Source organism: Solwaraspora sp. WMMD406, from assembly GCF_029626025.1.
GTDB lineage: Bacteria > Actinomycetota > Actinomycetes > Mycobacteriales > Micromonosporaceae > Micromonospora_E.
Map to the genome: position 1 here is coordinate 4,310,948 of NZ_JARUBF010000001.1, position 23,220 is coordinate 4,334,167.

The following is a 23,220-nucleotide window of genomic DNA, read 5'->3' on the forward strand; positions in this document are numbered from 1 at the left end:
CAAACAGGTGTACGGAAGAGGTCGAGGGTGCTGATGGCTGCTGCCGCGCGTACCGGTGCTGGTGGGTTGACGGGTGAGGAGTTGGAGGTGATCCGGGAGTCGGTGGCTGCTGGTCGTCGGCCGAAGGTGATGTTCACCGAGGCGGCGGGGCAGATCGCCGGGCAGACGGGTCAGGTGGTGGGGTTGCTCGATCCGGCGGTGTCGGATGAGTGGGTGGTGGTGCGGTTCGGCCGTGACGAGTTGCCCTTCTCCCCCGCTGATCTGATGGTGGCGCCGCGTGGTGCGGGGCGTCGGGCGGAGCCGGTGCGGGAGGGGTCGCCGAAGGAGGATTCTCCGCCGGTGGTGGAGCCGGAGTTCAAGTTGGGTGAGCCGCCGCTGGTGGCGTCGTCGCCGGCGCGGCGTGAGTCGAGTGGTCAGCAGCGGGTTCGCGGGGAACAGGAGTCGGTGGTGGACGTGGACGCAGTGGACAAGCCGGCGCGGCGGGCGTCGAAGGCGGCGCGGCCGAAGGCGCCGGCGGGGTTGACGGTGACGTTGGCGTACGCCGAGGGCGAGTGGACGGTGGCGGCGACGCAGGGCAGCAAGGCGTTGGCGAAGCCGTACGTGATTCGGCCGGCGGAGGCGTTGCGGATGGTGGCGTTGGTGGATGTGCCGGGGGTGCAGGAGGCGGTGGAGCAGATCCTGTCGGCGGAGCGGGCGGAGGCGGAGCAGCAGGCGGAGAAGCTGCGTTCGGAGTTGGCGGAGATCGAGGCGCGGTTGGCGGAGTTGCGTGACGTGGGGTGAGCGGTGGTGGTCGGGTCGGTTCGGCCCGGCTGGTGGGTCGGTGTGACGTCGGATGCCCCGGGTGGTTGCCCGGGGCATCCGACGTGTGCGGGTGTGGTGGCGCTGGTCGGTGGGGTGGTCTCGCCGGTCAGTGGGTGGGGAGGTCGGTGACGCTGACGCGGCGGCGGAAGACCCAGTAGGTCCAGCCCTGGTAGAGCAGGACGACGGGGGTGAGCAGGGCGGCGACCCAGGTCATGATCGTGAGGGTGTAGGTGGTGGAGGCCGCGTTGGTGGTGGTGAGGGTGCCGGCGGGGTCGCTGGTGGAGGGTAGGACGGTCGGGAACAGGGCGGTGAACAGGGCGGCGACGGCGAGGCCGATGGCGGTGGCGGTGCCGGTGAAGGCCCAGCCTTCGCGGCGTACCCGGTTGGCGGCCAGGGCGGCGACGAGGGCGAGTGCGGCGGCGACGGCGAGGCCGACGGCGGTGGGGTTGGCGCGGATGGTGAGGGTCCAGGTGAGGAACGCGACGGCGAGGGCGGCGGCGCCGATGCCGGTCCAGCCGGCGACGGTGTTGGCGCGGCCGCGGATGTCGCCGGTGGTTTTGAGGGCGAGGAACACGGCGCCGTGGGTGACGAACAGGGCGGTGGTGGTGGTGCCGCCGAGCAGGGCGTACGGGTTGAGCAGGGTGAGCAGGGTGCCGGTGTATTCGTGGTCGGCGTCGAGGGGTACGCCGCGCACGATGTTGGCGAAGGCGACGCCCCAGAGGATGGCGGGCAGCAGTGAGCCGATGAAGATGGCGTTGTCCCAGCGGTTGCGCCAGTGGGGTTCGTCTCGTTTGTCGCGGTATTCGAAGGCGACGCCGCGCAGGATGAGGGCGACGAGGATGAGCAGCAGGGGCAGGTAGAAGCCGGAGAAGAGGGTGGCGTACCACTCGGGGAAGGCGGCGAACATGGCGCCGCCGGCGGTGAGGAGCCAGACTTCGTTGCCGTCCCAGACGGGGCCGATGGTGGCGATGGCGGCGCGGCGTTCGGGTTCGGTGCGGCCGATGAGGCGGGCGAGGACGCCGACGCCGAAGTCGAAGCCTTCGAGGATGAAGTAGCCGGTGAACAGGACGGCGATGAGCCCGAACCAGACGGTGGTGAGTTCCACGAGGGGTCTCCGGTGGGTCAGTGGGTGGCGGCGAGGGGCCGGGCTGAGTTGGCGTCGGTGTCGTCGCGGTCGTCTGGTGGGGGCTGGGGTGTGGTGTCGGGGAGGCCGGCTTTGGCGTAGCGGATGAGGAGTTTGACTTCGATGGCGGCGAGGGTGGCGTAGATGAGGGTGAAGGCGGTGAAGCTGGTGAGGACTTCGGTGAGGGAGACGCTGCGGCTGACGCCGTCGCGGGTGAGCATTTCACCGAAGACGATCCAGGGTTGGCGGCCCATTTCGGTGAAGATCCAGCCGAAGCTGTTGGCCAGCAGTGGCAGGACGGGCAGGATGAGGCCGGCGCGCAGCAGCCAGCGGCCGGTGGGGGTGCGGCCGCGGCGGGTGGTCCACAGGGCCCAGAGGGCGATGGCGGCGGCGGCGAGGCCGAATCCGATCATGAAGCGGAAGCTCCAGTAGGTGACGGGGATGATCGGGGTGTAGCTGCCGGGTCCGTACTGGGCGGCGTATTGGGCTTGGAGGTCGGTGATGCCGTGGACTTCGCCGGTGGGGTCGCCGGTGGCCAGCCAGGAGAGCAGGTACGGGATTTTGAAGGCCCAGATTTCGCGGCTGCCGTCGAGGGTGCCGACGGTGACGACGGAGAACGAGGCGGGGCTTTCGGTGGTGTAGAGGGCTTCGGCGGCGGCCATTTTCATGGGTTGGACCTGGGTCATGATTTTGCCTTGGATGTCGCCGGTGCCGATGACGGCGGCGGTGGCGACGATGGTGGTCCAGGCGCCGAGTTTGGTGGCGGTGCGGAAGGCCGCGGTGTCGGGGCCGTCGGGGTGGCGGATGAGGTGCCAGAGCGCGACGGCGAGGATGAGGGCGCCGGCGACCATGAAGCAGCCGGCGAGGGTGTGGGGGAAGGTGATGAGGGTGACTTTGTTGGTGAGGACGGCGATGAAGTCGGTGAGTTCGGCGCGGCCGGTGTCGGGGTTGATGCGGTAGCCGACGGGGTTCTGCATCCAGGAGTTGGCGGCGAGGATGAACCAGGCGCTGATGATGCTGCCGAACGAGGCGAGCCAGATGGTGGCGAGGTGGAGTGCTTTGGGGAGTCTCCCCCAGCCGAATATCCAGAGTCCGAGGAAGGTGGATTCGAGGAAGAAGGCGAGGAGGGCTTCGATGGCGAGGGGTACGCCGAAGATGTCGCCGACGAAGCGGGAGTAGTCGCTCCAGTTCATGCCGAATTGGAATTCCTGCACGATGCCGGTGACGATGCCCATGGCGAAGTTGATGAGGAATAGTTTTCCGTAGAATTTGGTGAGTTTGAGGTAGCGGTCGTCGCCGGTGCGGTGCCAGGCGGTTTGCAGGATGGCGACGAGCAGGGACAGCCCGATGGTGAGGGGGACGAACAGGAAGTGGTAGACGGTGGTGACACCGAACTGCCAGCGGGCTATGTCGAGCGCGTCCACGCGGGCTCCCCAACTAGATACTACGAGACGTAGTACATACTACAACGCGTCGTGGACAGGGCCAGGGTCGGCGATCCCCTCTCCCCCGGGTCCTGCGACCCGACCCACGCCGGAACCCTCGGCCGACCGGCGGCGGTACCGTCGCCGCGCCCTGTGGGACCATCGACGGCTGATGAACACCTCCGTCGACCCATCACCCCGGCCCTGGCGGGCACCGCTGCTGTGGCGGGCCATGCAGGTCGCCGCCCGGCTCGTCGTCGCGTTGCTCGCCCGGCTGCGGGTCACCGGTGACGTGCCGGACGAGTGCCGGCACGGCCCGCTGATCCTGGCCGCCAACCACATCAGCCCGTTCGACCCGGTCGCCCTGGCCGCCGCCTGCCGGGTACGGCGGGTCGCCCCACGGTTCCTGGCCACCGGCGGCCTGTTCCGCGCTCCGGTCGTCGGCGCGGCGATGCGCCGCGCCGGACACATCCGGGTCGACCGGCGGACCACCGCCGTGGCGAACGCCCTGCCCGACGCGGCGGCGGCGGTGCGAGCCGGCTCGGTGGTGCTGGTCTATCCGGAGGGGCGGATCGGTCTGGATCCGGGGATGTGGCCGGAGCGCGGCAAGACCGGCACGGCGCGGCTGGCGTTGGCCACCGGGGCGGTGGTGGTCCCGGTCGCCCAGTGGGGGGCGCACGCGGTGTTGCCGTACGCGGCGCCTCGTGGGTTGCTCCCGGCGGTGTTGCGGGCTTTGCTGCGCCGGCCGGTGATCCGGGTGCACTTCGGTGACCCGGTGGACCTGGCCGGGATCGACGTCGGGCGGCCGGGTGCGGCGCAACGCGCCACCGGGCGGATCATCGACGCGGTCACCGACGCGCTGGCGGGGGTGCGGCCCGACGAACCGGAGGGTCCCCGTCACGTCGACCCCACCCGTCCGGTGGACCCGACCCGGCGACACCGCCGTCACCGGGCGGACACGACCGGCGCAGGGTCGGACGGGCTGGCGCCGGGCGAGCCGACGGCGCGACGCGAACAGGTGAGCGCGTCGGACGAGGTCGACGGGTCAGGGCCTGGGCCGCTGCCGTAGGTAGGCGATGACCGCCTCACGGGTGGTGCGGACCCCGAACACGTCGCGGGCCTGGGCGATACGGCGGTTCGCGGTCCGCAGCGACAGGAACTCGGCGGCGGCCGCCGCCGCGATCGTCTCGCCGTTGGCGAGCCGTTCCAGCAGGGCCCGCTGTTCGGGGACCAGGGCGACCGGGTCGTCGCCGGAGTCGGGTCGGCCCTGCTCGTGCGGTTCGGCGTCCCGGTGCACCACGCCGAGTCGGCTCAGGTCGTCGACCAGGGCGCGGCCGAGGTCGCCGTACGGATCGCAGATGGCGACGACGGCGGCGCCCCGGGCGGCGGCGAGCACCGCGAGCGCGGCGGTGTCGGCGTCGGGAACCCGGCCGTAGAGGGCCAGGCGGATACCGGTGACGTCCCAGGTGGCGTCGGGTAGGGCGAACCCTTCCCGGGTGTTCCAGCCGGCTCTGGCCAGGCGGCGCAGCACACCGGTCGCGTCGGCGGCCGAGTCGAGGACGTAGTGCGGTGCGTCGGTCACCGGAGGTCCTCCCCGGCGGTGGCCAAGGCGGCCGCTTCGGTGCGGGTACGGGCGCCGAGCTTACGCATCCCGGCCCGTACGTGGGTTTCCACTGTTTCGGCGGAGATGCCCAGCTGGTTGGCGATGCGGCGGGTGGGTTCGCCCTGGGCGACGAGCCGCAGGACGTCGCGTTCCCGGCCGGTCAGCTGTTCGCCGCTGCGCGGGCCGCGTTCGTCGCGACGGACGGCGTGGCGGCGCAGGGCGCGGCGGGTGCGGCCGAGGAGCACGACCAGTCCGGCGTGCGCGGCGAGGGATTCGGCGGCGAGCAGCGCCGGTACGGCCCGTCGCGGGTCCGGTTCGTGGAGTCCGTGGGCGAGCAGGCAGCGGACCTGTTCCCGCACGGCGGTGTCGCGCCAGCCGTGTGCGGCCTGGCTGAACCGTTGCGGGTCGGTGTGGTCCCAGGCGGCGAGGGTGTCGGCGACCGCCGGTAGCTGCCGTTCGGCGGCCGGCGGGGGGTCGGGGGGTGCGGGGGCACCGTCGTAGCCGGCCCACCGGGCGGTGATCCGGCGCAGGCCGTCGAGCAGCGGCGGCGCGCCGGACGGGGTGTCGCCGGCGGCGCTCGCCTTGTCGGGTTGGCCGTCGAGCCAGGCGGCTTCCCGGGCGACCCAGTCGAGGAGGGCGGTGACGGCGGCGGGGGCCGGTGCGCGGGTGGCCAGGCGGGCGCGGGCGGGGGCGAGGAGTCCGCTGTCGGCCTGGACGAGGCTGGCGGCGGCGACGGCGTAGCCGTGCGCGGCGGCCGGCAGGGCGCGGTCGGTGAGGTCGGTGGCGGCCCGGACCAGCGGGTCACCGCCGGCCGGCCCGGGCCCGTCGACGGGGGCCGCGGCGGCGGGGTTCGGTCCGCCGGGGTCGCGGGTGTCCGCGTCGGCGGGCGGGGCGGGGTCGCCGCGCAGGGCCAGGCACCACAGTCGGGCGGCGACGAACCGGGTCTGCCAGCTGTAGGCCAGGTCGGCGGCGCAGGCGTCGCCGGCGGCCAGCGCGGTGTGGGCGGCTTCGGTGAGTCGTCCGTCGGCGGTCAGGGTCTCCACCAGCTGCCAGGCGCTCCACCGGGCGGTCAGCAGGTCGCCGGCGGCACCGGCGGCGGCGGCTGTGGTGGCCAGGGCGTATTCCCAGCCGGGGGCGCGGTCGGCGGCGAGCGCGGCGGCGAGCGCGGCGCGCAGGCCGAGATGCTGGGGGCTGGTGCCGTGGCGGGCGGTGACGGCGGCGGCGCGGACCGGCGCGGCGGCCGGGTCGGTGGCGAGGTCGGCCAGTAGGAGGACCCGGTCGCGGGCGGCGACGACGTCGGGTGCGGCGTCGTCGGGCACGGGTGTGGCGGCGGCGCGGGCGGCGGCCGGGTCACCGGCGTGCAGCAGGGCTTCGGCGCGTAGGACGGCGGCGTCGACGCCGAGCAGGCCGGCGGCGGTGAGGACTTGGACGGCGCGGCCGGGGCGGCCGGCGGCCAGGGCGGCGCGGGCGGCGGCCAGCCGGGTGTCGGCGGTGGCGGCGGGCTGGTCGCCGGCGAACAGCAGCAGGTCGGCGCGGGCGCCGCTGGTGGTGGCGGTGGCGGCGGCGGTGACGGCGCGCTGGTAGGCGGCGGTGGCGTCGCCGGCGGCGGCGAGGTGCCGGACGGCCTGGGTGTCGTCGGTGACGAGGTCGGCGAGGCGGCGGTGCAGGGCGCGGCGGCTGGTGTCGTCGAGCAGGCCGGCGGCGACGTCGGCCTGGTACGGCGACACGGGGGCGGCCAGGCCGTCGGGGTCGACGGTGACGATGGTCGCGTCGACGAGTTCGGTGACGCCGGGGCCGAGTAGCGCGGCGGGTGCGGGGCGGCCGAGCAGGCCGAGCGCGGCCAGGGCGGTGCGGGCCGGGCGGGTCAGGTCGGCGAGGGCGGCGGCGACCGCGTAGGTGACCTGGTCGAGGTCGTCGCCGACGGGTGGGGTGGGCGCGGCCGGGCCGCCGGTGGCGGTTGCGGTGCCGTGGGTGCGGGCGGCGTGTCGGGCCAGGGCGTGCGCGGCCAGCGGGTTGCCGCCGGCGCGGCGGGTCAACGTCGCGGTGGTGGTGTCGTCGATGGCGGGGGCGAGGCGGCGGATCAGGGCGGCGATGGTCGGCGGGGGCAGGGCCGGCACCGGCAGCCAGGTGGCGTCGTCGGCGCGTAGCGGGGCCAGCGCGGCCGGGGGCAGGTGGTGCGGGGTGCGCAGGGCGACGACGACGCGGCAGTGGCGGGCCAGGGCCGGCAGGGCGGCGATGGTCAGCGGGTCGGCCCAGTGCAGGTCGTCGAGGACGAGGAGGCCGTGGCGCAGCCGGGACCGGACCGCTTCGGCCAGCAGGTGCGGGTCGTGGGTGGGTAGCCGGACCCGTACGGCGCGGCTCAGCGGCAGGGCGGGGACGTGCCGGAGCGCGGACAGGCCGCCGCCGGTGTGCGTCGGGCCGGGGAAGGCGGCGCGGACGCGCCGCAGCAGGGTGCTGCGGCCGCAGCCGGGCGGGCCGGTGACGACGACCAGGCCGGGGCGGGTCAGTCTTTGGGTGACGGCGGTGACGGCGGTGTCGAACGGGTCGGCCGGCCTGGCTCGCCGGCCGGTGTCGGTGCCGCCGGAGGCAGCGGTGGAGGTGGGGCCGGCGGTCGTGGCGGATCGGGCGGGGTGGTCGGCGTCGCCCGCCACGGTGGGTTCGCCGTGGCGTGGCGGGCGGGCGGCGTGGCCGCCGCCGGCTGGGTGCCGCACTCGTCCTCCCGCAACAGCTCGTCGCCCCGACCGGCGAAGGTGGCACGAACATGGGATCCTGCGCCGGCAGGATATTCGTAGTGTGGATGTCGGCGGTGGGCGCACCGCCCATGCCCTGGTGTCGGGAGGACGACCAGCGAGATGAGTGTGAACCACCGCCCGACGTCTGTCATTGTCGCCGACCGCGTGGGTGGGTGACCAATCGTGGGCGCTGGTCCGTTGAGTAGCCGGGTAGCGGCGTTGTGTGACGAGGTGGGGCCGCGGGTCGGTCCGCGCACCGCTGGTGAGGTGCTGCGGGTGCGTCGCCGGCTCGACGAGCCGTTGCGGGTGGCGATCGCCGGGCGCCTGAAGGCGGGAAAGTCGACGCTGGTCAACGCGTTGATCGGGCGGCGGGTGGCGCCGACGGAGGTCGGTGAGTGCACCCGCATCGTGACCCAGTTCCGGTACGGCACCGCCGACCGGGTGGACGTGGTGCGCCGGGACGGGTCCCGGTCGAGTCTGCCGTTGGACGCCGCCGGGATGATCCCGCAGCGGCTGGGGGTGCCGAGGGCGCAGATCGCGTTCGTCGACGTCACGTTGACCAGTGACCATCTGCGGGAGTTGACGGTGATCGACACTCCCGGTCTGTCGTCGACCAGCGCCGGGGTCAGTGAGTCGGCGCAGCGGTTCCTGTTCGCCGCCGGTGGCGGGTCCGGTCCGGGCGGTGACGGTGGCGGTGACGCGGACGGGGTGGACGCCGGGGTCGACGCCACGGCGCCGTTCGACGCCGGTATAGACGACGACTCGGTGGGCGCGGTGTCCGGCGCCGAGGCGATCATCTACGTGTTCACCCAGTCGGTGCGCGACGACGACGTACGGGCGTTGGAGGCGTTCCGGTCGGTGTCGGCGCGGCTGTCGAGCAATCCGATCAACTCGCTGGGGTTGTTCAACAAGGTCGACAAGTTGGTGGCCGGTACGGCCGACCCGTGGCCGGTGGCGGGGCCGTTGGCGGCCGATCAGACGCGGGTGCTGCGGCGGGTGGTGTCCGACGTGGTGCCGGTGGTGGGGTTGCTGGCCGAGACGACCGAGGCCGGCCGGTTGACCGCCGCCGACTGTGAGGCGCTGCGGACGTTGGCCGGGTTGCCGTCGGCGCAGCGGATGGTGTTGTTGGCGTCGGTGGACCTGTTCGTGTCGCGGGACTGCCCGGTCCCCCGCCCGCAGCGGGAGCGGCTGCTGCGGCTGCTGGACCTGTACGGCATCGGGTTCGCCGTGGCGCAGTTGAGCGCGGCGCCGCAGTTGGCCTCCGGTGACCTGGTGCGCACGTTGTTCGCCGCGTCCGGGTTTCCCCGGCTGCGGCACACCCTGGACGAGGCGTTCCGGTGGCGGACCGACGCGATCAAGGCCGGCTGGGGTCTGTCCAGCTTGGAGAAGGTGGCGAGTCACACCGCGCACCCCGCCGACCGGGAGACGTTGCGGGACGCGATCGAGCGGCTGCTGCACCAGCCGGAGTACCACCGGCTGCGGTTGCTGGAGGTGGCGCAGTTGGTGACCACGGGCAGCGTGGAGTTGCCGGAGTCTATGGAGCAGGAACTGACCCGGCTGGCGTTGTCGACCGACCCGCGGTGGGTGTTGGACCTGCCGAGCGCCGGGGTGGATCAGCTGGTGGCGGCGGCGGTGGAGGCGGCCACCCGGTGGCGGGTGTTCGCGGTGGCCGGGGCGTCTCCGGCGCAGTCGCGGGTGGCGCTGGTGGCGCACCGTGGATTCCACCTGCTGTCGCAGCAGGTGAGGACGCAGTCCGCGCAGACCGGTCCGGGGGTGGGGGGCCGATGAGCGGCGGGCCGTCTCCGGCGGCGTTGGGCGGGTTGCTGTCCGGCGCGGTCGACACCTGTCTGGGGTTCGTCCGGGGGCTCGACCCGGACGCCGCCGTGGAGATCGACGCGCTACGGCGCCGGGAGGTGACCCGGCCGTCGATCGTGGTGGTCGGGGAAACGAAACGCGGCAAGAGTTCGCTGGTCAACGCGTTGATCGGGGTGACGGATCTGTCGCCGGTGGACGCGGCGGTGGCGACGTCGGCGTACCTGGAGTTCGCGCACGGGCCCCGGCCGGCGGCGCGGGCGTTCGTGCCGGGCCGTGAGGATCCGGTGCCGGTGCCGGTGGATCGGCTGCGGGACTGGGGCACCGTGCTGGGGCGGCTGCCGGACGGGACCCGTCCGCCCCGGCGCATCGAGGTGGACCATCCGGCGCCGCTGCTGCAATACCTGTCGCTGGTGGACACCCCGGGTACCGGTGGTCTCGATCCGGCGCACACCGAGATCGCGTTGGCCGCCGTGGAGCGGGCCGCCGCGTTGCTGTTCGTGGTCGACGCGTCGACGCCGTTCACCCGGCCGGAGATGGACTTCCTGATCGAGGCGAGCAAACGGGTCAACGTGGTGGTGTTCGCCCTGACCAAGGTCGACGCCTATCCGGGGTGGCGCACGATCCTGGCCGACAACCAGGCCCAGTTGCAGGCGCACGCTCCCCGGTTCGCCGCCGCCGGCTGGTTCCCGGTGTCGGCGCGGCTGGCGGAGTTGGCGTTGACGGTGCCGCCGGAGGCCGCCACCGAACTGGTCGGCGAGTCGCGGGTGGCGCCGCTGCAGCACGCGTTGGTCGAGTTGGCCGGCAAGGGGCATCTGTTGGCGCAGGCCAACGTGCTGCGGACGATCCGCAGTGAACTGGTGCGCCTCGACCTGGCGGCCGGGCAGCGGATCGCCGCCTGCGATCCGGATCCGTCGGAGGTGGCGCGGGCCCGGGAGGAACGCGCGGCGGTGGCCGCCCGCAAGCGGACCGAGTCGCGGCAGTGGTCGTTGGCGTTGAACACCGAGACGCAGCGGGCCCGGGTCGAGGCCACGGGTCGGCTGCGGACCGCGATCGGCGGCCTGCAGGAGCATTTCCTGACCCGGATCGAGGCCGCCCGTGGGGAGACGTTGAAGAACCTGCCGGGTGAGGTGGACCAGGCGTTGCACGCGTTGTCGCTGAGGTTCTCCCACGATCTGGAGTTCCGGTTCCGTAAGGTCGCCGAACGCACGTTGGCGCAGGTGTTCGGGCCGCAGGAGTTGCAGTTCGTGCTGCAGCGGATCAACGGCACGTTGCGGCACGCCCTGGCGACCCGGCCCCGGCGCGAAGGCGGTGGCGCCGACAACATGATGATCGCGTTGTCGGCCGGGGGGATGGCGTTCATGGCGGGTCGGGGCGCGGCGGCGGGGGCGTCGGCGTTGGGCGCCGGGGCGCTGGTCGGCGGCGGCCTGCTGATCCCGGTCGCCGGGCTCGGTCTGGGGTTGGCCGCCGGAGCGTTCATCCTCTACCGGCGGCGGGTGGCCAGCGACCGGCAGCAGGCCCGGGTGTGGCTGCGGGAGGTGCTCGGTGAGGCCCGTGCGGCGCTGGCCGACGAGGTGGTGCAGCGGTTCACCGACCTGCAGTACGCGTTGACGTTGGCCTTGGACGACGCGATCGAACGGCGGTTGGCGCAGCTCGACGCGCACATCGCCGAGATCGACAAGGCGTTGGCGCAGGACAAGGCCAGCCGGGCCAAGCGGCGGGCGGCGTTGCAGAGCCGCCGGGACACGATCCGGGCCCGGGTCAAGCAGGTCGACGAGGTGCTCAGCCGCGCCCGGACGCTGTCTCCGGCGCCGACGTCAGGGACGGCGACACGATGAGCGGTCAGTTCAGTGACTGGACCGGCGACGACGATCCGTCCGCCGACGACGGCTACGGCCCGGATGGTCACGGCCCGGACGGCTACGGCGACGCGGACACCGCCGAGCTGAACGCGCCGCTCGACGGCTACCCGTCGGCGTACGGCGACGTCGCGGGTTTCGGCGACGCCGACGACGAGCCGCCCGCTGAGGAGGGTTTCGGGTCGGCGTACGGCGACGAGGTCGACGACGCCGGTGACACCCCCGGCGGATCGGGCGGGGCGCTCGGGTACGGCGACGACCTGTCCCCCGGCGACGGCGGTCCGGCCGGACCGTACGCCGACACGGACCCGGAGGCGGAGTCCGGGTTCGGCGACGCCGACCCGGTGGCGCAGGAGCTCGGGCCGGCCGAGGTGCCGCCTGGTGCCGATCCGGACGTGCCGGCCGGGGCCGACGAGTGGCCGGAGGCGGATTTCCCGCCGCCGCTGGACCCGGCCGGGGTGCCGACGCCGGTGGACGGCTGGCCGTGGGCCGACCCGGACCTGCTCGGTGACTGGTCGGTCGACGACGTCCCACTGTCCGGGGCCGACGACGGCGCCGACGACGCCGGCGCGGTGACGGCGGCCGAGTTGGCCGGGTACGCCGCCACCGAGGCCGCCGGTGACGACACGAACGCCTGGGCGGCGCTGATCGCCTCCGACGACCCGGCCACCAGCACCCTGGCCCGGTTCTGGTCGGCAGACTGACCGCAGCCGCCGCTGATCAGGTCGGGGTCGGATCCTGTGGTACGGCGCAGGCGGCGGTGCCACCGGGCAACCGGTGCCGGTTGCGGGCGATCCACCGGTACACCGGCCAGGCCAGGGCGGTCACCGGACGCAGCCCGAGGACGGTGCCGGCGGCCCGCCACGGCAGGTTGCTGGTGCGCAGCAGCGCGGCGACCGCGACGGGGCCGGCGCCGGCGGAACCGACCGTGCCGGTCGGCACCCACTGGACCGCTGTGCCGCCCTGCTCACGGGTGAGCCCGAGGGTGGGCAGGTCGGCCCACTGCCACGGCACGACCGTGGCGGTGGTCGGTATCCGACGCTCGATGAACCGTACGCACATGGTGCAGAACGCGCAGTCGCCGTCGTAGACGAAGGTGCCGGCGGGTTCCCGGGTAGCGGTGGTCACCCGACCATTGTCCTGCGGCGGGACCGGCACCGCCAGCGAGGTCACCGCATCGGCGCGATCATGACTGCATCAGCGCGATCATCAGCACGATCAGCGCGATGAACACCATGAACCCCAGCGCCAGCATCCACACCAGGCCGGTCTCCTCGTACCAGGCACGGCGGGGGGTGCCGGCCGGCGGGCGCTGCTGCGGGGTCGGCGTCGGTGCCGCCCGGTACGGCGTCGTGGACGGTACGGGCGGTCCGGGGTTGGGCGTCTGGCCGGGCCGGGGCGACAGCTGGCCTGCTCCGGGCGGCGGCATCGGCTGCTGCGTGGCCGGGCCGAACCCGGCCGGTGGGCGGGCCGCCGCCGGAGGCCCGACCGGGTTGACCGGGGCGACCGGTCCGGCGACCGGTCCGGCGGGCGACGCCGGCACCGGCAGCCGGGGTACGGCCGTCGGCGCAGCCGGCGGGGCCGAGGTCATCGCGGGCCGACCGGCCGGGTTCGGCCCGACCGGCGGGCGGTGCGGGGTCGCCGCCGGTCGGGGCGCCAGCACCGGTGGACGGGGTCCGGCGACCGGCCGGGCCGGCGCGGGCACCGCGCGAGGCGTACCGGACAGACCGGGCCCGGCCGCTCCCGCGACACCGGGCCGGGCCGGGAAGCCCAGGCACAGCGCGCCTTCGGCGACCACCGTCTCCGGCTGCTCCAGGGTCGTCGGCGCCACCCCCAGTTCGGTGTGGATCAGGTTGGCCGCCAGCGGGATCCGGCTTGAACCGCCGACCAGGAAGATGCCGACCAGGTCACCGGGGGCCAGGCCGGCGCCGGCGATCGTCTGCGCCAGGCAGGTCACCGTACGGGCCAGATGGCCCCGGATCAGCGACTCCAACTCCTCCCGGGTGACGTGCGCGGCGATATCGAGCGCCGGCAGGTGCACGTCGGCGCTGGTGGTGCGCGACAGCATCTCCTTGGCGCCGCGTACGTCGTCGTAGAGCAGCGCGCGGGCCCGGCGCTGCCCGGTGTCGGCCGGGGCGACCAACCCGTTCCACAACGTGGTGCGGGTGTCGGAGTAGGTCTGGCCGAGGTGCTCGACCAGCGCCTGGTCGAAGTCGAGGCCGCCGAGTTCGGCCAGACCCTGCTCGGCGAGGACGTCGAAGCCGGTGGCACTACGGCGGACGACGGTCGCGTCGAACGTGCCGCCACCGAGGTCGTAGATGGCCAGCGACCGGCCCGGCGGCACCGCGCTGCCCAGCACCGCCGTGTAGTAGGAGGCGGCGGCGACCGGCTCGGCGACCAGCATCGGTTTCGGCAGCCCGGCGGCGTGCGCGGCCTGGATCAGCACGAGGCGGCGGCGTTCGGCCCACTGCGCCGGGTGGGTGAGCCGGACCTCGTCGACGCCGCCGAGTTGGCGGCGGGCCTCGGCGGCGACGTGGCGCAGCACCGCGGCGATGACCTGCGGCACCGGCAGTTCGACGTCGCCGAGCAGCACCACGCCGTCGTCGACGCGGCGTTTCGGGTTGGGTTCGAACCCGGACGGGGCGATGCGGGCGCGGCGTTCGGCGTCACGGCCGACGATCAGCCGCCCGTCGGGTTCCCGGTACACCCCGGACGGCAGCAGCGGCGCGCCGTCGAACAGCAGCGGCCGGGTCCGCCGGTCGGCGCCGCGCACCATGGCCACCGTGTTCGAGGTGCCGAAGTCGATGCCGAGTGCCCGCATGGCGCACACCCTACTGCGGGGCGTCACCGGGGGCCGTCGGGTGGCGGACCGGCGCGCGGCGCGACGGTGGCCGGGTGTGCGGCCGTTCGTCGGCACGTCGCCATCCGCCGTACGGCCGCCGGTCGCCTCGACCAGGCATACTGCGCTGCGTGTCGCACCGGTACGCCTACCTGGACTCCCCCACGCCGATCGCGTTCGCCCACCGGGGCGGGGCGGCCCGGGGGGACGAGAACACCGCCGAGGCGTTCGGCCGGGCCGTCGACCTCGGCTACCGGTACGTGGAGACCGACGTGCACGCGACCGCCGACGGGGTGGCGGTGGTGTTCCACGACGCCACCCTGGACCGGGTCGCCGGGACGACCGGCAGCATCGCGGCGATGCGGTGGGCCGACCTGGCGACGGTACGGGTCGGCGGGGCGGCGGCCGTACCCCGGCTCGACGAGGTCCTCGACGCGTGGCCGCGGGTGCGGTTCAACATCGACGTCAAGGCCGACGGCGGCGTACGGCCGACCGTCGACACGGTCGACCGGTGCGGCGCGGGTGACCGGGTGCTGCTGGCGTCGTTCTCGGATCGGCGGCTGCACCGGCTGCGGTCGTTGACGCACGGGCGGGTCGCCACGTCGATGGGGATGCGGGCGGTGGCGCGGCTGCGGATCGCGTCGATCGTCGGCGGCCGGCTGCGGCTGCCGACGTCGGTGGTGGCCGCGCAGGTCCCGGTCCGGTTCAACCGGGTACGGGTGGTCGACGCCCGGTTCGTGGCGTACTGCCACCGGTTGGGGTTGCAGGTGCACGTCTGGACGATCGACGAACCTGCCGAAATGAACGAGTTACTGGACCTCGGGGTGGATGGCATCATGACCGATCACGTCGAGGTGTTGCGCGACGTGTATCGAAGCCGTGGCTTCTGGCCGCCGGACCGTCGGGTCGACGCGGACGGAGCCGCGCACCCCCGCTGACGTCGCCCGTTACCTTTTTGATCGTCCCCAGCCGGGGACTGCTCGGTCGCCCGGCTCGGTATGACTGAATGCCCCTGTCGTACGCATGATCCGGGGGGTGTTGTCGCCGAGCCGGGTGGCGTCGGCGGACCGCTGATAGGGACCCGGCCACCCCGTCGTGGGGTAGGTCTCTCCGTAACGTGGATGCCGGCAGTCCGACGCTATGACCAGCGGCCGAGCCAGGCCATCGCCGTGAGGAGGCAAGCTGTGCACGACGGGTTCGGCGTCTTCATCGGACTCGACGTCGGCAAGGAAGGACACCACGCGGTCGCGTTGAACCGCGACGGCAAGCGGCTGCACGACGCGACGCTGCCCAACACCGAAACCGGGCTGCGGAAACTGTTCGACAAACTCGCCCGGCACGGCCAGATCCTGGCCGTGGTCGACCAGCCCGCCTCGATCGGCGCGCTGCCCGTCGCGGTCGCCCGCGCCTGCGGCCACCAGGTCGCCTACCTGCCCGGTCTGGTCATGCGCCGCCTGGCCGACCTGCACCCCGGCACCGCGAAGACCGACGCCCGCGACGCCTACGTCATCGCCGACGCCGCCCGCACCCTGCCCCACACCCTGCGCCGGGTCGACACCGGCGACGACGCCCTGGCCGAGCTGGAGGTGATGGTCGGCTACGACGACGACCTCGCCGGCGAGGTCACCCGCGTCGCCAACCGCATCCGGGGCCTGCTCACCCAGATCCACCCACCCCTGGAACGCGTCCTCGGCCCGAAACTGCAGCACCCCGCCGTCCTGGAAGCCATCTCGCGGTGCGGCGGACCCACCGGCATCCGCAAGGCAGGCCGGGCGAAACTCACCGAGATCGTCAAGGCCCGCGCGCCACGCATGGGCGCCCGCCTGGTCGACCAGATCTTCACCGCGCTCGACGCGCAGACCGTCGTGGTTCCCGGCACCACCGCCGCCGAGACCGTCCTTCCCCGACTCGCCGACAACCTGCGTGACCTGCTGCGCCAACGCGACCAGGTCGCCGAACAGGTCGAAGGGATGCTTGATGCGCACCCTCTTGCCCCGGTCCTGACCTCGATGCCCGGCATCGGCGTCAGGACCGCGGCCCGCATCCTGCTCGAAGTCGGCGACGGCACCTCGTTCCCCACCCCCGGCCACCTGGCCGCCTACGCCGGCCTGGCCCCGGTCACCCGCCGCTCCGGCACCAGCATCCGTGGCGAACACCCACCCAAGGGCGGCAACAAGCAGCTGAAACGCGCGTTCTTCCTGTCCGCGTTCGCCGCTCTCGCCGACCCGCTCAGCCGCGCCTACTACGACCGCAAACGCGCTGAGGGCAAGAAACACAACGCCGCCCTCATCTGCCTCGCCCGCCGCCGCGTCGACGTCCTCCACGCCATGCTCCGCACCCAACGGCCATACCAGCCCAAACCGGCGGACGAACCCCGCCTCGCTGCTTGACAGAACCCATAGGGACACCCCCCGCCCATCGCAGAGAAGGACCCGATGTCCGACCTCACCCCGCCGCCCGCTGCCGTCGTACCCGCACCCACTGCCGACGTGCCGTCGCCGAGCACCCGGCGGGAACGGACCGGCTGGTATTTCTACGACTGGGCGATGTCGGCGTTCTCCACCACCGTGATCACGGTGTTCCTGGGGCCGTTCCTGACCAGCGTCACCAAGCAGGCGGCCGGCTGCGCGATCGACGCCGACGAGTGTGTGGCGTACGTGTACCCGCTGGGTGTGAAGGTCGCCGCCGGGTCGTACTTTCCGTACCTGGTGTCGCTGTCGGTGGCGTTGACGGTGCTGGTGCTGCCGGTCATGGGGGCGATCGCCGACCGGACGATGCACAAGAAGCGGCTGCTGGCGGTGTCGGCGTTCCTCGGTGCGGGGGCGACGATCGCGATGGTGTTCGTCACCGGCGACCGCTATCTGCTCGGCGGTGGGCTGTTCGTCCTGGCCAACATCGCGTTCGGGGCCAGCGTGGTGGTGTACAACTCGTTCCTGCCACGGCTCGGCGGGCCCGACGACCGGGACCGGATCTCCAGCCGGGGCTGGGCGCTGGGCTACCTCGGCGGCGGTCTGCTGCTGGCGGTCAACCTGGTGGTGGTGCAGTCGTTCAGCATCGACGGCGACCCGCAACGCACCCTGGACCTGGCCCGCTGGTCGATCGTGTCGGCCGGGGTGTGGTGGGCGGTGTTCACCCTGGTGCCCCTGGCGTGGCTGCGGGAACGTCCGGCGGTCGACGCCCGGCCGGGCGGCAACGTGCTCACCGACGGGTTCAAGCAGTTGGGCCGTACGGTGCGCGGGCTCAAGACGTACCCGTTGACGTTGTTCTTCCTGCTGGCGTTCCTGGTCTACAACGACGGCATCCAGACGGTGATCGCCCTGGCGAGCCAGTACGGCACCGAGGAGCTGCGGCTGGGCCAGTCGACGTTGATCGTGACGATCCTGCTGGTGCAGTTCCTGGCGTTCGGTGGCGCGTTGGCGTTGGGGGCGGTCGCGCAGCGGATCGGGGCGTGGAAGACGGTGTTGGCCAGCCTGGTGCTGTGGACGGCGGTGATCCTGGCGGCGTTCCGGCTGCCGGCTGAGGCGCCCGCCCAGTTCATGGCGCTCGGCGCGGCGATCGGTCTGGTGCTGGGCGGGTCGCAGGCGTTGAGCCGGTCGCTGTTCAGCCAGCTCATCCCGGCCGGCAAGGAAGGCGAGTACTACGGGTTCTACGAGATCAGCGACAAGGGCACCAGCTGGCTGGGACCCCTCGCGTTCGGCATCGTGTTCCAGTTGACGAACTCGTACCGGGTGGGCCTGGTCTCGTTGTTGATCTTCTTCGTGGTCGGGTTCGTGCTGCTGCTGGCGGTGCCGATGCGCCGGGCGATCGTCGCCGCCGGCAACACCCCGCCCCGGGTGCTGTGACCCGGGGCGGGGCGCTGACCCGCGACCGGTGTCACGGGACCGGCCGGTGTCACGGGATCGGCTGGGTCGCCTCGATCTGCGCGATCGCCGTGCGGGTGGCGGCCACGAAGTTCCAGAACACCGTGTTGGTGGTGTTGCGGCGCTGCGCGACGGTGTTGGTGCCGAACATCGCCGACCGCAACGGGCTGGTGATTTCCAGCTGGGCGCCCATGCCGAGCAGCGTCCGGTTGACGATGTTGTCGATGGCGGTGCCGGCGATCGCCGAGATGCCGGTGGCGTCGAACGCGGTGAACCCGACCGTGGTGAAGGCCGTGATCAGCGCCGCGCGGAACGCCGCGTTGCGGCCGCCGACGGCGACGGCCTGCGCGTTCGACGGCAGCCCGGCGGTGCCGGGGGTGCAGCCGTGCAGGGCGACGACGTTGAGCGCGCAGGCCGCCACCGACAACGCCGGGGTGTCGTCGCAGTGGCTGGCGGTGACGTGCAGCTCACCGTTGCCCGACGAACGGATGCCTTCGAACATCCAGTAGTCGTGGACCGGGCCGGCCGGCGGGGTCGCGGCCAGGGTCGCCGGGTGGTAGCCGGCGATCGCCAGGCACAGCTCCGACGTGCCACCCTCGATGCCGCCGCCGTGCGGGGCGATGATCGCGGTACGGGGGAACGCGACGGTGCCGGCGTTGGCGTTGTCGAGCAGCGGATGCCGGCGGAACCGGCGGGCGTAGTCGACGCCTTCGGTGAGGTTCGGGTCGGCGTACAGGTCGGTGTTGGAGTCGTAGAGGTCGGCGGCGAGTGCCGGCGCGGCCGGCAACGTCGCCAGGGGTCCGGCGACCGCCGCGGTGGCGAGCAGGCCGAGGACCGTACGTCTGGTGGTGCTCATGAGTGTGGTTCCTCCGATCGGTGCGGTTGCCCGGGGTGCCGGGCGACGCACACCGTGTCACGCCCGCTCGCATGGTCGCCAACGATTTCCGTCGCCGCAACGGCCAGCGACCGCCGATATCGGCAGCAAACCGCGCCGGTACGGGGTGAATTCGCACCGATGCCCGTCGGATCGACGACAGGTGACGTGTTACCGAGCCGACACTCCCGTCCGGGGCGGCTCCGGTGCGACCCAGGCGGGGATCAGGCCGCCAGACCGGCCGCGAGGGCGGCGACGCCGAGCAGCGGCACCAACCCCTGGATCAGCGCGGCGCGCACCATCGCCGGCCGGGAAACCACCAGGACCAGGCTGGCGGCGACCATCGACCCGGCGCCGGTGAACACCAGGGTCGCGCCGACGGCGGTGCCGCCGGCGACGGTCACGACGATGCCGAGCCCGACCGCGACCGCCAGGAACAGGTTGTAGAAGCCCTGGTTGAAGGCGAGAACCCGGGTGGTCAGGGCGTCCTGCTCGCTGCGGACGCCGAACACGGCACGGGTGCGCGGCGCGGTCCAGACCACCGACTCCAGATAGAAGATGTAGACGTGGATCAGCGCCGCCACGCCAGCGAAGACCAGTCCTGCGACGACCATGCCAGTCCCCCGGTTGTTCGTACGGCTCGTGCCCAGATTGTGCCCGACCCGCCCCGGGCGTACGGGCGGCGGGCGGCCGTACCGGCGACCGCCCGGTGTGGGTGACCGGCACCGCCGTATGGTGGCGGCGTGGACCGGACGGTGGAACGGCTCTGGCTGGACGCGCTCAGCGACGTACTGAGCCGTTCCCACCTGTTCCAACCCGACGAGCTGGCACCCGAGTTCGACGAGGTGATGGCCCAGCTGGGGGTGCGTACCACGATCTACCTGGTCGACGAGGAACAGCAGTCGCTGCGGCCCGTACCGCATCCCGGGCGGGCCGACCCGCCACCGCAACCGGTCGAAGGATCCCTCGCCGGACGGGCCTTCACCCTGGTCGAGTCGATCCCGGCGCTGAACGAACCGGCCTGGTGGATCCCGATGATCGACGGCACCGACCGGCTCGGTGTCATCGATTCGCCTTCGCCGACCCGGCCGACGCCGCCGACCCGCACACCCGACGCCGCTGCGAAACCATGGCCGGGCTGATCGGCCACCTGATCACCGTCACCGCCCCGAAAGGTGACTTCCTGCTGCGGGTCGGCCGGTCCCGGTCGGCGACTGTCGCCGCCGAACTGATGGCGCAGGTGCTGCCGCCGCTGACCGCCGCCACCCGCCGGATCACCGTCAGCGCGATCCTGGAACCGAGCTACGACATCGGCGGCGACGGATTCGACTACGCCATCGACGGCCACCACGCCCAGTTGGCGATCTTCGACGCCGTCGGGCACAGCATGAAAGCCGGCCTGACCTGCAGCGCCGTCATCGCCGCGATCCGGGCCGCCCGCCGCTGCGGCGGCGACCTGGTCGCGCAGGCCGAAGCCGCCGACGCCGCCGTGCTGGACCAGTTCACCGACGCCCGGTTCGTCACCGCGATCCTCGCCGACCTCGACCTGGACAGCGGGCTGCTGCGGTACGTCAACGCCGGGCATCCCCGGCCGATGCTGCTGCGCGGCGGCAAAATGGTCCGCGAGCTGCGCGACGGCCGGCGGCTGCCGCTGGGCATCCGGCACCCGGTCCGCGCGATCGGCGAGGAGCCGCTCGAGCCCGGCGACCAGCTGCTGATGTTCACCGACGGGGTGGTCGAGGCCCGGGGCAGCGACGACGGCGGCGAGTTCGGCCTGAGCCGCCTCGCCGACCTCGCCGAACGCCAGGCCGGCACCGGTCTGCCGGCTCCCGAGGCGCTACGCCGACTGGCCCGCGCCGTCGCCGACTTCCGGGGCGGCCCACCCAGCGACGACGCCACCCTGCTGCTGGCCGACTGGTCCCCGGCCGCCGCCGAACGCACCGTCATCACCCCGCTGTAACGCATCCGACAGCGCGGCGGTCTGACCCGTTGGCGGTGCCGGTCTACTGTGTTTGCCCACGGCGGATGGCTTTCGGCGGACGGCAGGACACTCGGGTGATCGCGCATTGGAAGGCGGCGACGCCGGCAATAGCGGGCGCGGCGGCACTGCTCGCTGCCGCCGTTCTGCTACTGCCGGGTCGGCTGTGGCCGACGCTGGGTCGGCTGATTGTCGACCACTGGCCGGTGCTGCTGCTCGCCGTGGCCGGCGTGACCGGGCTGGCCGTCGGCGGGGTGCGGTGGCGGCGGGCGCGGCCGGCGGGCGAGTCGTCGGCGGCACCCGTACCGCCGCAGCGTCCGCTGCGTCCGTTGCCGACCTGGATCATCCCGGTCGGCGCGTTGGTCGTCGCCGGCATCACCTGGGCGGCGGTGTGGGCGCTGCAGGCCACCGTCCCGGGCGGTGTCGGGACGCCGCTGGAGCGGGCGCAACTGCGGGTGGAGACGATCCGCACCGGCCTGTCGGTCGGCGCGGGTGTCGGTGCAGCCGCCGCGCTGCTGCTGGCGTTACGCCGCCAGCAGGTCACCGAACGGACCCAGCAGGCCACCGAGTACGACGCGGGCGAGAAACGGGTCACCGAGCTGTATGTCAAGGCCGCCGACCAGCTCGGCTCCGACAAGGCACCGGTACGCCTGGCCGGCCTGTACGCGCTAGAACGCCTCGCCCAGGACAACCCGGTGCACCGCCAGAGCATCGTCGAAGTCTTCTGCGCCTATCTGCGCATGCCGTACACGCTACCGGCCGAGGAGCAGGCAGATCAGAACACCGCCGAACCCGACACCGGCCAGGAACCGGATGCGCCGCCGCAACCTGACCCCCGAGAGGAGCGCCAGGTACGGCTGGCCGCGCAGCGCATCCTCGCCCGCCACCTGAGGCCGACGACGCCGGACGGCACGCCGCTTCCGACGTGCTGGAGCGGAGTGACCGTCGACCTGACTGAGGCCACCCTCCTCGATGCGGACTTCAGCAACTGCGTCCTTGAGGACGCCCGTTTCGGCGGGGCCCAGTTCACCGGCACCACCAGATTCGCCGGGGCCACGTTCGCTGGCGACGCCCGGTTCGTCGCAGCGACGTTCACCGGCCTAGCCCGGTTCTCCGACGCGACGTTCACTGGCGATGCCTTAGACCGCATCTCGCTAGGGGTTGTTGCTGGTCAGCAGGTTCAGCTTGACGGCCCGACGGTAGCAGATCACGGCGCAGGCCAGGGAAAGGAATCCGGCAAAGTGGGAAGCCTTGCGTTCGTAGCGGCGGGCCAGGCGCCTGAACCGGGTGACCCACTCCAAGCAGCGTTCGATGACGTAGCGGTACCGGCCCAGCCGCGTCGACGACTCGATGCCCTTCCGGGCGATCCGGGCGGTGATGTTGCGCCGTTTCAGCGTCTCCCGGCAGGACCGGTGGTCGTAGCCCTTGTCGCCGTGCGGCTTGCCCGGCCGCTTACGGGGGCGCCCGACTGGCTGCCGGACCGGTCGTACCGCGTCAAGCGCATCGTCGAGAACCTTGTGATCGTTGACGTTTGCGGCGGACACCACCACGGCCAACGGCAGACCCCGCCGGTCGGACACCGCGTGGATCTTGGAGCCGGGCTTGCCCCGGTCTACCGGGCTGGGCCGGTCAGGTCCCCCCTTTCACCGCCCGCACGTGCATACCGTCAACACTCGCCCTAGACCAGTCGATCTGCCCAGCCAGGCCGAGCACGTCGAGCATCGCCCGGTGCAGGGCGTCGAACACCCCGAGTGCGGTCCACTCGGTGAACCGGCGGTGCGCCGTCGGCCGGGAGATCGGGAACGACGCCGGCAGAGCCGCCCACGCACAGCCGCTGCGCAGCACGTACAGGATCGCGGCGAGCGCGACCCGGTCATCGGTACGCGGGCGGCCACCGCCCTGATGGCGTTTCGGGTGTTCGGGCAGCAACGGTTGCGCGAGCTGCCACAACGAATCCGGACAGTACTTCTCGACATCACTCACACAGGTACAACGAACGACCCAGCCAACCAACAACCCCTAACGAGATGCGGTCTTATTCGACAATGTCACTTTTGTCGGCAGCACCGCCTTCATGGGGGTGACGTTCACCGGCGATGCCAGCTTCGATGAGGCGACGTTCAAGCGCCGTGCGGTGTTGAACGGCGCTTGTGTCGGAGGCGGTGATCGTGTCGGTGATCTGTGGCCGGCAGGGTGGCGGGTCGATCTCGACACTCGGCGGCTGGTGCGCGTAGCAGTGGAGACGAAGCCGGATGGGGACGTGGAGTCGGAGTGACGGCCGGTGTTGCCACTCCGGCGAGATACTACGGTGGCCC

Annotated in this window: 19 protein-coding genes and 2 pseudogenes; 12 read left to right on the plus strand and 9 right to left on the minus strand. The window is 72.8% G+C overall.

The window, feature by feature from the left end; genetic code table 11:
• The first annotated feature begins 33 nt into the window (after positions 1 to 33).
• A complete protein-coding gene (locus tag O7632_RS18810; RefSeq protein ID WP_278116062.1) occupies positions 34 to 780 on the plus strand; it encodes a hypothetical protein in 747 nt (248 codons plus the stop codon).
• 127 nt (positions 781 to 907) lie between these two features.
• On the opposite strand, the gene cydB is transcribed toward O7632_RS18810, so the two are convergent.
• Together cydB and O7632_RS18820 are read right to left on the minus strand one after the other, a co-directional pair.
• Entirely contained in the window at positions 908 to 1,906 is a 999-nt protein-coding gene (cydB, locus tag O7632_RS18815) for a cytochrome d ubiquinol oxidase subunit II (protein ID WP_278116065.1), read from the minus strand.
• Between the two features lie 17 nt (positions 1,907 to 1,923).
• Positions 1,924 to 3,348, minus strand: a complete 1,425-nt coding sequence (locus O7632_RS18820; RefSeq protein WP_278116066.1) for a cytochrome ubiquinol oxidase subunit I — start codon at positions 3,346 to 3,348, stop codon at positions 1,924 to 1,926.
• Between the two features lie 172 nt (positions 3,349 to 3,520).
• Between O7632_RS18820 and O7632_RS18825 the strand changes: the two genes are divergently transcribed.
• Positions 3,521 to 4,417 carry a lysophospholipid acyltransferase family protein gene (locus O7632_RS18825; protein ID WP_278116068.1) on the plus strand — a complete coding sequence of 299 codons (897 nt, stop codon included), beginning with the start codon at positions 3,521 to 3,523 and terminating at the stop codon, positions 4,415 to 4,417.
• On the opposite strand, the gene O7632_RS18830 is transcribed toward O7632_RS18825, so the two are convergent.
• Both O7632_RS18830 and O7632_RS18835 read right to left on the minus strand, forming a co-directional pair.
• Positions 4,394 to 4,930 carry a LuxR family transcriptional regulator gene (locus O7632_RS18830; protein WP_278116070.1) on the minus strand — a complete coding sequence of 179 codons (537 nt, stop codon included), beginning with the start codon at positions 4,928 to 4,930 and terminating at the stop codon, positions 4,394 to 4,396. The two genes, O7632_RS18825 and O7632_RS18830, sit on opposite strands and share 24 nt — an antisense overlap.
• Entirely contained in the window at positions 4,927 to 7,662 is a 2,736-nt protein-coding gene (locus tag O7632_RS18835) for a LuxR C-terminal-related transcriptional regulator (RefSeq protein WP_278116072.1), read from the minus strand. The genes O7632_RS18830 and O7632_RS18835 overlap by 4 nt, the downstream gene beginning before the upstream one ends.
• A 204-nt stretch (positions 7,663 to 7,866) precedes the next feature.
• Between O7632_RS18835 and O7632_RS18840 the strand changes: the two genes are divergently transcribed.
• Genes O7632_RS18840 through O7632_RS18850 form a run of 3 tightly spaced genes read left to right on the plus strand, consistent with a single transcriptional unit; the run spans position 7,867 to position 12,058 of the window.
• Positions 7,867 to 9,471: a dynamin family protein gene (locus O7632_RS18840; protein ID WP_278116074.1), complete on the plus strand. Its 1,605-nt coding sequence runs from the start codon at positions 7,867 to 7,869 to the stop codon at positions 9,469 to 9,471.
• On the plus strand, positions 9,468 to 11,333 hold the full coding sequence (locus O7632_RS18845) for a dynamin family protein (RefSeq protein WP_278116076.1): 1,866 nt from the start codon (positions 9,468 to 9,470) through the stop codon (positions 11,331 to 11,333). The genes O7632_RS18840 and O7632_RS18845 overlap by 4 nt, the downstream gene beginning before the upstream one ends.
• Positions 11,330 to 12,058 (plus strand): hypothetical protein, encoded by a 729-nt coding sequence (locus O7632_RS18850; protein ID WP_278116078.1) that lies wholly within the window; start codon positions 11,330 to 11,332, stop codon positions 12,056 to 12,058. Before O7632_RS18845 ends, O7632_RS18850 begins: the two co-directional genes overlap by 4 nt.
• A gap of 16 nt (positions 12,059 to 12,074) precedes the next feature.
• Here O7632_RS18850 and O7632_RS18855 read toward each other — a convergent pair whose 3' ends face one another.
• Together O7632_RS18855 and O7632_RS18860 are read right to left on the minus strand one after the other, a co-directional pair.
• Positions 12,075 to 12,482 carry a DCC1-like thiol-disulfide oxidoreductase family protein gene (locus O7632_RS18855; RefSeq protein ID WP_278116080.1) on the minus strand — a complete coding sequence of 136 codons (408 nt, stop codon included), beginning with the start codon at positions 12,480 to 12,482 and terminating at the stop codon, positions 12,075 to 12,077.
• 58 nt (positions 12,483 to 12,540) lie between these two features.
• On the minus strand, positions 12,541 to 14,175 hold the full coding sequence (locus O7632_RS18860; RefSeq protein ID WP_278116082.1) for a hsp70 family protein: 1,635 nt from the start codon (positions 14,173 to 14,175) through the stop codon (positions 12,541 to 12,543).
• A 149-nt stretch (positions 14,176 to 14,324) separates the two neighbouring features.
• Between O7632_RS18860 and O7632_RS18865 the strand changes: the two genes are divergently transcribed.
• From O7632_RS18865 to O7632_RS18875, 3 genes are all read left to right on the plus strand, one after another.
• Complete coding sequence (locus tag O7632_RS18865; protein ID WP_278116084.1) at positions 14,325 to 15,131, plus strand: glycerophosphodiester phosphodiesterase; 807 nt, start codon at positions 14,325 to 14,327, stop codon at positions 15,129 to 15,131.
• 246 nt (positions 15,132 to 15,377) lie between these two features.
• Positions 15,378 to 16,583: an IS110 family transposase gene (locus O7632_RS18870; RefSeq protein ID WP_278115430.1), complete on the plus strand. Its 1,206-nt coding sequence runs from the start codon at positions 15,378 to 15,380 to the stop codon at positions 16,581 to 16,583.
• A 45-nt stretch (positions 16,584 to 16,628) separates the two neighbouring features.
• Positions 16,629 to 18,035 (plus strand): MFS transporter, encoded by a 1,407-nt coding sequence (locus O7632_RS18875; protein ID WP_278116086.1) that lies wholly within the window; start codon positions 16,629 to 16,631, stop codon positions 18,033 to 18,035.
• Between the two features lie 49 nt (positions 18,036 to 18,084).
• Here the strand turns inward: O7632_RS18875 and O7632_RS18880 are convergent, their stop codons facing one another.
• Positions 18,085 to 18,909 carry a poly-gamma-glutamate hydrolase family protein gene (locus O7632_RS18880; RefSeq protein ID WP_278116088.1) on the minus strand — a complete coding sequence of 275 codons (825 nt, stop codon included), beginning with the start codon at positions 18,907 to 18,909 and terminating at the stop codon, positions 18,085 to 18,087.
• A gap of 242 nt (positions 18,910 to 19,151) precedes the next feature.
• Entirely contained in the window at positions 19,152 to 19,541 is a 390-nt protein-coding gene (locus O7632_RS18885; protein WP_278116089.1) for a DUF1304 domain-containing protein, read from the minus strand.
• 129 nt (positions 19,542 to 19,670) lie between these two features.
• Between O7632_RS18885 and O7632_RS18890 the strand changes: the two genes are divergently transcribed.
• The 3 genes and pseudogenes from O7632_RS18890 to O7632_RS18900 form a co-directional block, all read left to right on the plus strand.
• Complete coding sequence (locus O7632_RS18890; protein WP_278116091.1) at positions 19,671 to 20,069, plus strand: hypothetical protein; 399 nt, start codon at positions 19,671 to 19,673, stop codon at positions 20,067 to 20,069.
• Complete coding sequence (locus O7632_RS18895; protein ID WP_278116093.1) at positions 20,057 to 20,887, plus strand: PP2C family protein-serine/threonine phosphatase; 831 nt, start codon at positions 20,057 to 20,059, stop codon at positions 20,885 to 20,887. The genes O7632_RS18890 and O7632_RS18895 overlap by 13 nt, the downstream gene beginning before the upstream one ends.
• A 758-nt stretch (positions 20,888 to 21,645) precedes the next feature.
• A pseudogene (locus tag O7632_RS18900) lies at positions 21,646 to 22,032 on the plus strand (pentapeptide repeat-containing protein); the annotation flags it as partial.
• Between the two features lie 27 nt (positions 22,033 to 22,059).
• Here the strand turns inward: O7632_RS18900 and O7632_RS18905 are convergent.
• A protein-coding gene (locus O7632_RS18905; RefSeq protein ID WP_278114776.1) for an IS5 family transposase occupies positions 22,060 to 22,888 on the minus strand; the annotation gives its coding sequence in 2 pieces (ribosomal slippage) (positions 22,060 to 22,546 and positions 22,545 to 22,888; 831 coding nt in all).
• Positions 22,889 to 22,955: 67 nt separating this feature from the next.
• Between O7632_RS18905 and O7632_RS18910 the strand changes: the two are divergent.
• Positions 22,956 to 23,180, plus strand: a pseudogene (locus tag O7632_RS18910) (hypothetical protein); the annotation flags it as partial.
• Positions 23,181 to 23,220 lie beyond the last annotated feature (40 nt).

Bases quoted from the DNA above. Each gene is read 5' to 3' on its own strand.
- O7632_RS18875 (WP_278116086.1), top strand. From the start codon at position 16,629: ATGTCCGACCTCACCCCGCCGCCCGCTGCCGTCGTACCCGCACCCACT.
- O7632_RS18850 (WP_278116078.1), top strand. From the start codon at position 11,330: ATGAGCGGTCAGTTCAGTGACTGGACCGGCGACGACGATCCGTCCGCC.
- O7632_RS18845 (WP_278116076.1), top strand. From the start codon at position 9,468: ATGAGCGGCGGGCCGTCTCCGGCGGCGTTGGGCGGGTTGCTGTCCGGC.
- O7632_RS18885 (WP_278116089.1), bottom strand. From the start codon at position 19,541: ATGGTCGTCGCAGGACTGGTCTTCGCTGGCGTGGCGGCGCTGATCCAC.
- O7632_RS18860 (WP_278116082.1), bottom strand. From the start codon at position 14,175: ATGCGGGCACTCGGCATCGACTTCGGCACCTCGAACACGGTGGCCATG.
- O7632_RS18895 (WP_278116093.1), top strand. From the start codon at position 20,057: ATGGCCGGGCTGATCGGCCACCTGATCACCGTCACCGCCCCGAAAGGT.
- O7632_RS18880 (WP_278116088.1), bottom strand. From the start codon at position 18,909: ATGAGCACCACCAGACGTACGGTCCTCGGCCTGCTCGCCACCGCGGCG.
- O7632_RS18810 (WP_278116062.1), top strand. From the start codon at position 34: ATGGCTGCTGCCGCGCGTACCGGTGCTGGTGGGTTGACGGGTGAGGAG.
- O7632_RS18825 (WP_278116068.1), top strand. From the start codon at position 3,521: ATGAACACCTCCGTCGACCCATCACCCCGGCCCTGGCGGGCACCGCTG.